Source organism: Vibrio sp. JZG120, assembly GCF_053890955.1.
The window spans coordinates 1080045-1093702 of record NZ_JBSRRK010000001.1 but is presented as its reverse complement, the minus strand read 5'-3'; the positions used below and the strand labels follow the sequence as shown (position 1 = coordinate 1093702).

The 13658-nt window shown below is 42.8% G+C and carries 10 protein-coding genes and 1 tRNA gene; 4 read left to right on the top strand and 7 right to left on the bottom strand.

The window, feature by feature from the left end:
• Positions 1-20 precede the first annotated feature (20 nt).
• The 3 genes from ACWPOD_RS04660 to ACWPOD_RS04650 all read right to left on the bottom strand — a co-directional run bounded on the left by ACWPOD_RS04660 (position 21) and on the right by ACWPOD_RS04650 (position 4935).
• The gene (locus ACWPOD_RS04660) at positions 21-3047 is read right to left on the bottom strand and encodes a DUF6701 domain-containing protein (protein WP_456231597.1); all 3027 of its coding nucleotides are present in this window, start codon (positions 3045-3047) and stop codon (positions 21-23) included.
• Between the two features lie 307 nt (positions 3048-3354).
• Entirely contained in the window at positions 3355-4194 is an 840-nt protein-coding gene (locus tag ACWPOD_RS04655) for an arginase family protein (RefSeq protein WP_005391051.1), read from the bottom strand.
• Positions 4195-4200: 6 nt separating this feature from the next.
• Positions 4201-4935, bottom strand: coding sequence for an IclR family transcriptional regulator (locus ACWPOD_RS04650; protein WP_065646954.1), 735 nt, complete (start codon positions 4933-4935; stop codon positions 4201-4203).
• 348 nt (positions 4936-5283) lie between these two features.
• On the opposite strand from ACWPOD_RS04650, the gene ACWPOD_RS04645 reads away from it, so the two are divergent.
• Positions 5284-6756 carry an EAL domain-containing protein gene (locus ACWPOD_RS04645; protein WP_256951656.1) on the top strand — a complete coding sequence of 491 codons (1473 nt, stop codon included), beginning with the start codon at positions 5284-5286 and terminating at the stop codon, positions 6754-6756.
• Here the strand turns inward: ACWPOD_RS04645 and modF are convergent.
• A complete protein-coding gene (modF, locus tag ACWPOD_RS04640; RefSeq protein ID WP_256951657.1) occupies positions 6744-8198 on the bottom strand; it encodes a molybdate ABC transporter ATP-binding protein ModF in 1455 nt (484 codons plus the stop codon). The genes ACWPOD_RS04645 and modF overlap by 13 nt on opposite strands.
• Positions 8199-8482: 284 nt before the next feature.
• On the opposite strand from modF, the gene ACWPOD_RS04635 reads away from it, so the two are divergent.
• On the top strand, positions 8483-10033 hold the full coding sequence (locus ACWPOD_RS04635) for a methyl-accepting chemotaxis protein (protein WP_005391040.1): 1551 nt from the start codon (positions 8483-8485) through the stop codon (positions 10031-10033).
• 161 nt (positions 10034-10194) lie between these two features.
• Here the strand turns inward: ACWPOD_RS04635 and ACWPOD_RS04630 are convergent.
• Positions 10195-10285, bottom strand: a tRNA-Ser gene (locus tag ACWPOD_RS04630).
• A 329-nt stretch (positions 10286-10614) separates the two neighbouring features.
• Between ACWPOD_RS04630 and ACWPOD_RS04625 the strand changes: the two genes are divergently transcribed.
• Positions 10615-11295 (top strand): MaoC family dehydratase, encoded by a 681-nt coding sequence (locus ACWPOD_RS04625; RefSeq protein WP_047009313.1) that lies wholly within the window; start codon positions 10615-10617, stop codon positions 11293-11295.
• 59 nt (positions 11296-11354) lie between these two features.
• On the opposite strand, the gene ACWPOD_RS04620 is transcribed toward ACWPOD_RS04625, so the two are convergent.
• The gene (locus tag ACWPOD_RS04620; protein WP_456231596.1) at positions 11355-12179 is read right to left on the bottom strand and encodes a phosphate ABC transporter substrate-binding protein; all 825 of its coding nucleotides are present in this window, start codon (positions 12177-12179) and stop codon (positions 11355-11357) included.
• Between the two features lie 266 nt (positions 12180-12445).
• Between ACWPOD_RS04620 and ACWPOD_RS04615 the strand changes: the two genes are divergently transcribed.
• A complete protein-coding gene (locus ACWPOD_RS04615) occupies positions 12446-12799 on the top strand; it encodes a DUF3024 domain-containing protein (RefSeq protein ID WP_164665734.1) in 354 nt (117 codons plus the stop codon).
• 40 nt (positions 12800-12839) lie between these two features.
• Here ACWPOD_RS04615 and ACWPOD_RS04610 read toward each other — a convergent pair whose 3' ends face one another.
• Complete coding sequence (locus tag ACWPOD_RS04610; RefSeq protein ID WP_301580067.1) at positions 12840-13649, bottom strand: helix-turn-helix transcriptional regulator; 810 nt, start codon at positions 13647-13649, stop codon at positions 12840-12842.
• Positions 13650-13658: the final 9 nt, after the last annotated feature.

The window sequence follows — 13658 nt, the reverse complement described above, 5'->3', positions numbered from 1 at the left end:
TTTTTGTTTGCCGTTTCGTGTTAATTTAGGCCAAGCATATTGGGTTCACCACGATAAATAATGCGATCGTTTCCTCGGTGAATACCAAACGTAACAATGACGGGTGGGTTTTCCTCTTCACTTGTAGAGCTATCCCAGTCGTATTTCAGCCAAGGGATGCGATTGCCTGAGCTGTCTAAATCTAGGTGGAATTGTATTTGCTCGCGCGCTGAGTCAATTTGGCTTGCAACGATATCGGTCATTCTGCCAATACTCATCGTTCCAACGCCAGAAAGCAGGGCGTTGTTTGCTGGCGCATGCGACCAAACTGGCGTGCTGAAGTAATATTCACCATTCGCCGTTGTTGAGCTGTCATCGAAGTTAGTCGTAAATCGACCGTTTTGCCAAATTTCCACATCAAGTGGCACTTTGATCACCATGCCTTGGTTGCCACCCACATCTTGAAAGTTCAAACGACCGAATCGAATGTCCGGTTGTTGAGTGAGCACTTCGCTGTTATCAAAGAAATTTACCTCATCAACGGCTTTAGTCGTGACTATACCTATTTTGCTGCTGTCACTGTTAGTCCCATTATTAAATGGACCATCAGGGTATTGTTTATCGGTTGTGTTCTTTTTCCAACATGGGCTATTGTTACAAGTCGCATTGGTCGAGGGCTTCTCGATCACAAACGTTCCAACACTCGCGTTACCCAGTAGTTTCCAGTCTACCTTCTTAGGCTTAGGCGGCAAAAACCGTTCGGAGTATGAGCTTAGTTCGCCTAAGTCGAAATGTTGTTGAAGGTTAGATGAAAAGTGGACGTAGTTCTTCACGTTTTCCTTATTCGCATTGAGTGCGACAACATCGTAAGTGACTTTCTCAAAAGGTTGATTCATGTAAGCAAAAGTTTGGCCATGTGGGTAGTGCCATTCTTGGTCTTGCACTTGAAAATATTTTGGGTAAAAACGACCGATGTAACGATAGCCTTCGTTAACAGTCATACCTAGATATTTACTTTCTAGGTTTGTTTTTACTCTCAAGCTCCCGACTTCTTCCCAATATAATCCATTAAAGACGAATTGATCATTCTTGGCTGAATTATGCGCCTGAGCCAGTGAGTCACTACTTTTTAGCAATTTCGAGGTTTGGTTCGCTGTCTCTGATGGCGTATGTTGCTCACTCGACAAGACAACGGATGCCGCTGGAGCGTCATCAAGCATAAAATTACGGGTGATAGAGGCATCACAATAACGTGCTGATTCAACAGAACCACTTACAGAGCCGTCAGTTTGCCAAATGATCGGCTTCACTGTTAGAGAGAAAAGTTCTCCGGCGGCAATAAACCCATCTCCTTGTTCAGAGGTGCCAGAAGGCAAAGCACGTTGGTTGTCACAGATAGCCAGTGTCCATGGTCGCGAGTACACATTAAATGTTCCTTTCACTTCCACTTTGCCTTCTTCTGGGCACTCTTCAAATCCCTCACATTCAAAATGATCGGACAATGTCACTTCAAATATGCCGGACTCGTTCGTGATAAGACCATGTTCAGACAAGCCGTCTTTAAATTCCGCTGAATAGCTAAAGTTTCCTTCACTTCCTCCTAATGGTTGAACCAATGGATGAAAAACCTTAGGAGTACCATTGTAGTTGCTTGCCACTACAGGTTCGCCTGTGGAGGCACAAGCCAGCAATCGCGTATGCACGTTTTCTGGTTTACCTGCAATAACGCGTATTTCATTTAAAGTGGCGCTTTTCGTCTTTGAGTAGGCCTCAAACATAAATGGCGTAAACATAAAGCTAACCGTTTGATGCTTGCTGGTGTCTTCTGCCATAGTGAAAGTCAGCGTGTAGTTAGTACCTAACGCGATGGTATCAATAACGTTCGGGACCACTCGAACAACGAGCTCACCATTGTCGTCAGACATAAATTGGTTTGCTTTTAATGTCTGCTGACCTTTGATCACCTCTAAAGTGAACAAGTCAGGGTGTGATAGGGCGGCACTGACTTCTGCGCTTACAATTTCTCCATTATTGGTTGTTGTTGCTGTAAATTGCGGAAGATCGTCGCCGCACATCAGTGCCATATCGTCCGATGGTGTGACGCTTAGGTCGAAGTCGTTCTCCGATGGAGGTTGCATGCTGCAATTCGGAACATCTTGAGGGGTAATCGGACAGACCTGAGAGGAGTAGTGACAATCAGTGTCGCCCAATCCACAGTATTGCGTGTATCTGTTGTCTTGTGCTTTCGTTTGTGCACTTCCTGGCGTTTGTTGGATTTCACCACAAACTTGACTTGGCTGATTTGGAGCGTTGTTGAAGTTCAATGTTTGGAAGTATTTAATTGCTGTAGTAGAGCCATAGAACGAACCGTTCAATGCGGCAGATGCTCCTTTAGTCTCAGTAGTGCCGTAGATCTCCATGTCATCAATAAGCAGAGAACTGTGCGCCACAATGTCACCGACGACAAAATGATCTTGTAAAGGATGGTTTGTTTTTAGGTGTAGTGTGTCGCCTTGTGATTCGACCTTACCGCAGATGTTTGCATTGAATATATCGGTCGTGCTGTGTGTCGAAATCTCACCAATAATGGTGTTGTATGCTCCATCAATGTGAAGTGTCGAACCTGTTAGCTTAATATTCCCGTCTATGAGAATGTTATGCAGCTTTGTAGGATAAGCCGATAGAAGATCACCATAGATAACAGTGTGCTTGTTTTGGTAATCGTCAATGCTTGAAGCTTTCTCATTGTTAACCGTTAATCCGGTAGCGAGTGCGTGTAGAGAGATACGCTTATTGGGTTCACCAATCGTATTGTTCCCCTCTAACACAATGCCATAATCTGCTTTTAACGTTATCTCTTTTTCCGGTAATGAGGAGACAATTTTGTCACCTGCGGGTAGGACTATTTCCCCTGTACAGCGATAAGTCGTGCCATCGCTTTCGATACTAAAACTCTTGTGTGAGCAAAGTTGACCTAACTCAGATAGATCTTTGACGTCATAAGTGGTGGCGTGTGAGGCTAGCGGTAAAACAAGAACCGAAGCGAAAATACTGCAAAGACGCATCATCAAATGTCCTAAAAAAGTGGAACAAGATGGCATCAAGCGAGCGTGAGCAAGTGCTCACAGAAGTTGAAATGTCGGCGGTGTTTTTGGTTTTTAATCCGCTTACTTATTGAACTTTGGCTATTTTTATTTCGTATGTCATACCAAAGCTTAGTGGCGTTATTAGAACTTAAGTATGAGATTAGTTCAATAGCTAAGTGTGACATGAGTCGCTTTATTCATGTAACTATTTGTTGGTAAAAGATAATAATTAACCATGTTGATTCAGAACCAGTAGCTTGAGCGTCCTGATTCTGAACAGAACTTAATCCTAGGCTGCGTGAACAATGAGTGGGGCCATTTGATATAACTCTTCTAGTATGGCTTTCGTTTGTCTCGAATAGACCAGACGATCGCGATCGCCTACGAGTTGAATGGCTCTGACTTTACCTGCAACCAGACATTGCCTAATGGTGCGTAGAACCATTTGGATATCAATCTCTGAGGTACCATCAAGGCTGTTTTTGGTTTTTAGGGAGCCAAGGTCGATACTTAGGATTATTTGGTCGCAATGGTCGAGGTAATTGCCGATCAACTGCTTTACATTATTGCGATGACGAAAAGAAAACTCTTTATCGGTTACCCAGTCACAACCTTGATCCTCCGCGTATTCCCACGTTTCTTGCTTTGTATCTTGTTCGCTAACACCAGCAAAAAATAATCGCACGTTTTGATAGCGAGAAAGAGCAAAATGGAATGCCGAGCCTAAACGTGGTTCAAGTGTTGGCTTCAAGTTCATGTCATGTCCAATATTTACCACACCCACTTCGTCTCGATAGGACACGACCACAGGTAACATGGACAAGATTGCCTCGGTACAGTTGGTCACTAAAACGGGAATAGAATGACGAGAAAGCGAAAGGCTTAACGCTTCCTGAAACTCGCCATTTTCCAGCTTGTCGTGGTTGAAGTGACCAAAGTTTTCAGCGGTTTCATGATCATGCTGTTGGTACAGCCAGTCGCTAGCATTTTCTAAACTTTGATCAGCTAATTCAAACGCGCCCTTAGACATGGGTGGCAAATACTCACACACTGTCATAAAAGAAAAAGGGTAATGCTGCGGCTGTTTCACGGTGTGGTGGAGTTTATAGCGTTTGAAAAAGCTTAACATGATGAATTACCTTTCTGGTGGTAGTGCCCTTGCCGCTTGCAACACATGCAAAATAATGCGCTGCTTATCCTTTTCGACTCGGTGGGCCGGAGCCATCACCGAGACCGCGCCGATCAGTTTGCTTCCTTTCATCACTGGTGCACTGATGCCAGAAACACCCGGGTCAATTTCAGAAGTACTGACGGCATATCCGTGTTTACGGATGGTTGTGAGCTCTTTTTCCCATTCGTCTCGTCGGTGATCTTGATTAAAGTATCTCAAGATTTTCTCGCATCGACTTTGAGGCATAAAAGCGAGCATCACTTTAGATGAGGCACCACGTAGCAGAGGTTGACTTTGACCCTGGACGAAGCTGCAACGCAGCGCCTGCATACTTTCTTTTTGTCTGACACAAAGCGCGCGATACCCTGCAGGTACCATATAAGCGGCCATTTCCCCTGTTTGTTGTACCAACCGAGCCAGTATGGTTTCGACCATATCTAAACCATGCTGTGCGGTCTCATAGCTATGCATGAGCAGCAATGCTGCCGGGCCAACGACAAATGTCTTGTCGTGTACGCTTTCTTCAATCAAGTTCCACTCTTTGAGCAGCTTCAAGTGTCGGTAGAGACTGCTCAAAGGAACGTTCAATTGCTCGCTTAGCGTTTTCGCAGAGACTGGGAATGGACTAACTGCAACTTGCATTAACAACTGCAGTGCTTTTTCGTTTACCTGATTCGCATTAGCTTTGTTTGTCGTCATGAGAGTGTTGTAACGTGTTATATGAATTACGACAAATATAATTCTTAATCACTGAGAAAAGAAAAATAATTTTAATGGGTAATTCTCGCAGGGTGAGAATTTGATGGCTGAGGGCTTACCTTGGTACCGATGGGCTCAAAAATGATGTCGTATTGACGTCTCATGTTTGAGTCGTTTGATGCTAAATTGGAACAAGAGGGATTAAGGCATTGTTTAGTTTGCGGTATTAATAAGTGTTTCGCATACTGAGTTAATCTAAATGAATAATATTATAAACGAGAGTTGCTAGTGGGTATCAGAATCTAGATACCATCTCAGTAAATCGGTTTTATAAAAGGTTACTTTTATATGCTGAATAAGGCGCTTTTTAAAAAAGCCATCATTTTTTTGTTGCCCATTCCTTTGATTGTTGGCGAAGTCTTGTATTTAGCTCGTGAAAGCGTGCAAAACAACCTCAACCATCTATTAGAAAAAAACGTTCAAATCGCAGACGAAATTTTATTCCAAATAGAGACCGAAAACCGCACGGCTTTGTTGCATCCTAGACGATGTGAAGAGCTTCAGCAAAACTTGATGTTTGAACGAGATATCGAAGAAATGCTGATTGTAAAAGATGGGATCATTACGTGCTCTTCTAAACTGGGCGTAATTTCTAAGCCGTTAGTCGAGCACATTACATTTCCCGAGGGACAAGCATTAGCACTTGGAAACGTGGATAGCGTATATGACCAATTTTTGCTCGTCGTGACCGAAGGAGAGCGAGGTTATCAAGCGGTGACGATTATTGATCATGACTACTTTAATGCGAAGATAGGATTTAATAACGATTTACGTTTAAAACGCTCTGCCTTATTTATCCATGACCAAGTTGCACCTGAAGAAGCGTTGAGAACGGGAAGTAACCCTATTGGCATCAAATCGTCGCAAATGTTTGAATATGAAGCTTTGAGTGAAGCTAGCGATCTATTTGTCAAACAAAGAACACTTTCCTATTTTTTGTATTCAATTCCAATCATTTTTGTTATCTATCTTTGCTTATATGCGTTAAATAAATTTATCGATCCTCATCGAAGCTTGGTTCTGGATTTAAAGAAAGCCATAAAGAAAGGCGAGTTGACTCTGTATTACCAGCCCCAGATTAACGTCAATACTGGTCAACTATTTGGTTTTGAAGCCCTAGTGCGATGGGAACATCAGAATAAAGGGTTCATTTCTCCTGATGAGTTTGTACCAGCGGCGGAGCAAAGTGGATTGGTCTTTTTGCTCACGGATTACGTTCTCGATAAAGCGGCAGAAGACTTTAGTAAATTAGACTTTAATCAGTCTGTTCACCTTGGTATTAATGTTCCGCCCGGTTACTTAGTTGGGCCAAACGCGATTAGAAAGATTCAACTCATTGATAGGAAGTTAAGTCGAAATAACGTCTCATTAGGCATAGAGATAACAGAACGTCAACTCATTGATGCTGAAGCCAGAAAGTGTATCGCAGCGCTGCGAGTACATGGCATTGATGTGTTAATCGACGATTTTGGTACCGGTCAAACCTCGCTGGCGTTTCTGCAGCACATGCGTATTGATTACCTAAAAATCGATAAATGTTTTGTCGAAACTATTGGTATACCTAGCCTTAGTGCTTCCGTTTTAAAAGCTATTGTTCACTTTGCGGAAGAGCTAAAAGTACAACTCATCGCTGAAGGTGTAGAAACAACGGCGCAAGCCGACCATTTGAAAAAGATGGGAGTGCGATATCATCAAGGATATTTTTACTCCAAGCCTTTACCTTATGATCAACTTGCTCAGCGAAGTCATTATGATTGGTAAACGTTAGCCCGGTAACATTGGTCATTGTCATCAAAAACAAACTCTAGCTCATTCTTGATGCTATCCAAGCGGTCTTCTTGGTAATGAGATACATACAATAGCTGGCTTAAATTCTCTCGGGCGATGAGCTCAAGAGTATTCTTAACTAAACGCCTGCCAAGAAAATCCAACCCTTGATATGGCTCGTCCAAAATCAGTAATGTAGGCTGTTTAACGATGGCTCTTGCAATCAACAACAGGCGCTGCTGACCGTACTCTAATTGCTTGAATGAGGTTTTTCGGTATTGGCTCATATGTAGGATGTCGAGCCATTCGTTTGCGATGTCCACTTCTTTACGAGTGGGTTGGTTATACAACCCTATGGAGTCGTAAAAACCGGACAAAATCACGTCTAGCGCACTGCAGTTAACGCGGTATTGAAGGTGTAACGCTGAAGATACCATGCCTATGTGCTGCTTAATTTCCCAGATTGTCTCGCCAGACCCTCGCTTTTTACCAAAGATATCAATGTCATTGCTGTAGCACTGAGGATGATCACCAAAGATTAACCCAAGCAAGGTGCTCTTCCCACAGCCATTTGGGCCTTTGACCTGCCAATGCTGACCTTTGTCTATTCGCCAGTTTAAGTCAGTAAAGATCTTCTTATCAGTGTATTCAACAGACCCATTTGTTAGTTCAAATATTGGATTGTCGAAGTGTGTCGAGTGCTGATGCTGACGTATCAAGTTCATCATTTCTTCACTCTGTTGCTCGGACTGAGATTTAATTTGTTCAATGATTGGATGATTATCCCAACTGGATTTATCCATCGTACTGTCCAGCTTTCCCGCACTGAAAAGCGCAACGCGATCAATCCACTCAGGTATATCAGACTCGCGAGAGAAGGTGACCAGCAGCTGTACGGTTTGAGAAAGCGAGTGTAAATAGTGAGCGAGAGCTGCTCGATGGGCAATATCTAAACCAGTAAATGGGTTATCTAGCAGTAACAAATCAGGCTGTGTTGCTAAAGCGCGAGCTAGCATCATTCGTCTTGTTTCCCCTGTAGAGAGAACACGAAAGCCACTGTGTTTAAGGTGAGTTAGGTCGAGGTCGGTAATCAACTGATCTATTAAATTAGCGTCTTGGCTGTGCTCCTGAATGAGTGAGTAAACGGTACTGCCTTGATCGATACGATCAAGAAAGTCTGTATCGTCCTTTTCTAATTCTCTTTCCAGTAATCGCTGTTGCTCTGATAACGACACTTGAGCAACGGACAGCCCATCAAGCTCAAGTTTCCCGCTTATTGGTGAAAGTTCACCACAAATAAGGTCTCCAAGTAGAGCTCCAATATCCCCATCCGCGCTGAATATTCCCCAAGATTGCTGAGTATCTATTTTCCAATCGTCAATAAATAGGTGAGCCGTGTTCCCTTGAGCGGCAAGTTGACTAAAACGAATAGTCATATGTTTGTCTTCCTTGTTTTCGTTGTAATCGTTTATTTATAACAATTTACGAACTCAGTAAGGAAGCGCTTTTGTGTATTAATTTTAATCAATGCAGCATCTTGTGAGCACTCAAGGGTAGTGCTATTTGAGAGTGAAACCGCCACTACGCTTGCAGGTAATAAATTGACCTATCAGTAATTTCATTGAATTTTACAATGCGCTTATCATTATGCGCATAAATGTTATGCTGCTACACTCATACTTGCCGTTTATTTAATTAATCAATGTAAGGACACATGTTTATGAGTGAAACGGAATATGATTACCCTTCGAGTTACAGCCTAGTTTCTATCACCGATACGTCCAGCTATATCAAATATGCCAGTGAAAACTTTAATGAAGTCGCGGGGTTTGGTGATGGTGAACTTATCGGTAAGCCTCACAATGTTGTACGCCACCCCGACATGCCGAAACAGGCTTTTAAAGATTTATGGACGCACCTAAAAGCCGGAAAACACTGGATGGGAATGGTGAAAAACCGACGTAAAAACGGAGGGTATTATTGGGTTGATGCGTTTGCTTCTCCTATCAAATCCAATGGTGAAGTTGTTGAATACCAATCGGTTCGATTTAAACCTGAGCGTATACACGTTCAACGAGCGGAAAAAGCGTATTCAAAGCTTCGGAATAACGGTAAACCATTGCAAATGTATCTTCCTCGTACGCGTTTGTGGATGAGATCAGCCTTCTTTCTTTTCATTTCAAACCTTCTTGGCTTGCTAACTCTACAAATGAATCAATCACCAGCGGTGGCCTTTGGCATTGCTGCATTACTTTCCGTTTTCTCAATTTATGTATTAACCAGGCCAGTTGAGAAGCTTGCTAGACAGGCTAGGCAAGACTTCAACAATCCACTAATGGAGTATATTTATTGCGGAAAAATTAACGATCTGGCTGAAATTGAGCTGGGTATGAAGATGCGTAAGCAATTTGCAGATGCGCTATTAGGGCGAGTCGGGGTGTCTGTAAAAGACTCTTGCGAAGAAACGCGTGCAAGTGCCAACAGTGCTGCGACTAATAGCCAGCAAGTGACGGAAAACTTGAGTGCACAGAAAGTAGAGATCGACTCGGTCGCTACAGCGGTCAACGAGATGCAAGCCTCATCATCTGAGATATCAAATAATGCTCAAGCGACGGCCGATGCTACGCTAGAAGCGCAGAACACGATGACAGATAGCCGTAGCGTTATCGATAATGTTAACCACTCGGTACTAGAGCTGGTGGATGAGCTCGGCGAAATCTCTAAAGTGGTCATGCGTTTGAACCAACAAACCGAGCAAATAGGAACCGTTGTTGAAGTGATCAATGATATTGCTGAACAAACCAACTTATTAGCGTTGAATGCAGCAATTGAAGCGGCGAGGGCAGGCGAGCAAGGGAGAGGCTTTGCAGTCGTTGCGGATGAAGTGAGAACCCTTGCTAAAAGAACACAGGAATCGACAACAGAAATTAAAGCGGCCATTGAAGGAATTCAAAAGGGCAGTAAATCAGCGGTTTCTGCGCTAGAGAAAGGCAATGAAATGTCGACTGGAACGGTAACATTATTAGGCACGGCTTTAGAGAGCATCCAACAGCTGCAATCTCTCGTTCAGGATGTAGTCGAGCGAAATCAACAAATTGCGGTAGCGATAGAAGAACAGGTTTACGTAACGGATGAGATTAACGAAAACATCCAGTCGCTTAACTTAAAGTACAGTGAATCGTATGATCTGATGACAGAAACGAATCAGATGAACTCTAAAGTGCAAAGTTGTACCAATGACCTATCTGAAATGATTAAGAAGTTTGCTTAAACACTAGAAAATAGAAATAAAGAGCCCGCTAATTTTTAGCGGGCTCTTTATTGGAATGTGGTGAAGTTCTGGGGCCGTATACGACTAGGGGTTCGAACCTCCGTCATTTTACAAGCACTAAAACGACGAAAGCTCGCAATAAATGCGAGCTCTCTAATAAGTGGCGGAGAGATAGGGATTTGAACCCTAGATACGCTATTAACGTATGCCGGTTTTCAAGACCGGTGCTTTCAACCACTCAGCCATCTCTCCGTTGCGGAACGTATAATAGGGAGCATAGTCCGACTTGTAAAGTGCTGAATTATAATAGAAGTACTGTTTGCTCGTTTTATAGCCGCTGGTGAAATTTAAACAGTTTGAAAATGGGGTAAAAAAGAGACAAATAGTAGCAATTTATAGAGTTTTTACTTTATATTGGCGCAAGTCAATAAAATGGTGTTTTATTGCTATCTTTATGATATTTAAGAAATAACTTGCTTTTAGGGTACATGTGTTCGCCCGAAAGTATTTGCAAGACTTTGTGAACTAATTCAAAATTAACTGGTATAGCCAGTTGTGCTTAAAATTTTTTAAGGGTGTTTATGAAGGTCACAAATCTATTTAAAGACAAAGTTGATGCGATTTCTGCTCATCAATCCGAGTTTATGAATTGGATGTCTCCAACGTTACGCGATTATTGGAGTGACTTTTTGGGAAAAGCTCAGAATAGCTTTCTTTTCTCGAAAGTTCGTGATCACCAACAGCCAGCTGTTAACGAAGAGGTTGCGCCTCAACCTGCACCAATCGTAATGGCACCTGAGGCTCAAAAGCTGTATGACGAGTTAAGTGAAAAAATTGGTGAAGTGATTCACATTGGTGACTGGGTGCATGTATCTCAAGAACGTATCAATCAATTTGGTGCGGTAACGGAAGACATGCAGTGGATTCACACAGATCCAGAACGTGCGTCAGTTGAATCTCCATTTAAGACAACCATCGCTCATGGCTTTTTAACATTAGCATTGTTGCCTAAATTGACTGACTCAGTGGACCCTGATAAGCCAATGTTCCCAACAGCCAAAATGGTCGTTAACTTAGGCTTAAACCAAGTTCGTTTCCCTTACCCTGTTAAAGCAGGAAACAACGTTCGTGCTGTCAGCACGTTGACAAAAGTAACGCCGATCAAAAAAGGTTTGGAGATCGAGCGTGAAATTAAAGTGGAAATCGAAGGTATTCGTCGACCTGGTGCTGTTGTCGTTTCTGTTATTCAACTGCATTTCTAATTCCAGAGCGAGATAGAAAACATATAAAAAGAGAGCATCAATATGCTCTCTTTTTGGTTTTATTGATTAAAGCTTTTTACTGGAGTGTAACCGTAATCAGCAATCGCTTTTTGTCCTTGTTCGGAACGAAGGAAGGTGACGAACCCTTTACCTGGTTCGCTAATCTTATTGACTTTGTAGAGCACTAGGAATGGCCGCGCCAATTTATACTTGTGATTGCTAATGTTTGCCGAAGTTGGGTCAATACCATCTAATTGAATCGCTTTTATTGAGCGATCTACTGATCCCACAGAAATAAACCCAATTGCACGAGTATTATGGTTCACGATGGTTTTTACCATGCTGTTGCTATTTACAACCAAGTTGTTCGGGCTGATATCTGAGACGAGGCGATCATTTACGATTTTGGTTAGTCCTAGCAGACTTTCAAAACTGTAGCGTGAGCCTGAAGACGCCTCTCTAGTGACAACAGCGATAGGTTGATCTGCACCACCAACCTCTTTCCAATTCTTGATTTTACCTTTGTAGATATCAAACAGTTGTTGTTGAGAAAGGTTTTTTACAGAGTTTGTACGGTTTACAACAACAGCTAGGCCATCATAAGCGATAGGATATACGTTGAGATCTTCACCTTTTTCGCTTTCTGTCAGATAGCGAGAGCTCATCCCAATCTCGGCTACGCCTTTATTAACCATTGTAATACCCGCACTAGAACCAATACCTTGAACTGCAATGTAATCGTCCGGGTGTGTTTTGTTGTATTCCTCTGCAAGTACATCCATTACGCGAGCAACCGAGGTTGACCCAGAGATATTAACTTCTTTTGCAATGGCGGGGAGGGAGACTGCTATGGCCAATAACGTCGCCACAGTAAAACGTAACATATTAAACTCCATATACGGTATAAAGCAGCGTTTATGATATTGCGTTCAGGTTACACTTTTGTGAACTGTCAGGTCTAAACAAGGGAATTCTTTCTAACCAAGAGGTGATGTAGGTAGCGTTTCCAAGCAAAGTGAGATGGTAATCTGAGTAAATGAGAATATAGCCACCTTTTGTTTGAGGTAGGCAGATAATCACCATCGATGGTGGTGTAAAGGTTATATACTAGGATCGACAGCTCTAACTATCATCCATCGGGAGAACGTTGATGTCAGTGTCCCAAATGGCGACAAGTCGTTTATACAAATCAGTTCAATCGCTCTGCTCTGCGCGTAATGCTAACCTGCCTGTCGAGCAGGGTAAGTGCCTATATGAGCCAGTGGAGAATGGTGTCGAGCTTCATAGAGCGCATTTTCTTCTTGATTCACAGCACTGCGAATATACCTCTCCCGTCGCGAAGATCGTGTTTGATGAGGGCAATCAGCTTTGGTATTTCTACGTCCCAACGTACCGCAACGAATTATTAAGGTGGATACCTTATAAGCCACTTCCATACAGTCAAACGCTCGAAGACCTACTCACCGAGTTGGAAAGCGATCCTCAAGCGTGTTTTTGGGAATAGGGAACGCTCCAACTCTAACAGCTGTCAATGTCACCATGATTTATGCTTTGGATTTAACGACTTGGTTTCTAAAGTCTTTCGGCGTCATGTTGTAAACCGATTTAAATGCGGTACTGAAATGCGCTGCACTTTTAAACCCGGATTCAAACGCTATTTCTGTTATAGATTTTTCTGACATGCGCAGCTGGGTTGCGGCGAAGTTGATCCGCTTCACTTTTAATATCTGTGAAAATGAAAGATCCTCTGCGGCGAGGCGGCGTTTTAAGGTCGCGATAGACATGCTCATATGAGCCGCTAAGCCTTCCAGAGTGATATCTTTCTCGATATTGTTCTCAATATACTTGATGGCCTTTTGAGAGTCGCTTAGGCTGCTTGCGTCATCTATGATTGATAGGATGTTTGGCTCTACCTCCACCATTAACGACAGCAGTGCCATTGCGATATGACCTTGTGTGTAGTCTGGAGCATTGCGACTCGCTAAGTTGACCAATGTGTCTTTTAGTTGTGCTACTTCGCTGCTGGCTTGCGCTGAAAAAGGATAGAAGCGCCTTTCTTCCTTCTTGGAGCGTAGCATTGGGTGTGCTTTTTTAAAGTCACAGAATAGATTTGGGTTGAAGACTAGAGCCAGTGCTTTAAAGCCATTTTCACTAGGGATGGCTTCTGCGCTGCTCAAATCAGCAGAGTTGTAGAGAGTAAAATCTCCTGCTTTAAGTTCAAACTGTTCACCATTTGGTTGATGAACTAATAGGGCACCTTCTTCAACAACATATAAGCCATTATGTGTTGCGGTGTAACGCTCACTTTTGCGCGCAGTGAAGTGATTAAAGCGAATGATCTCAATGTTCGGCATATTCGTTCT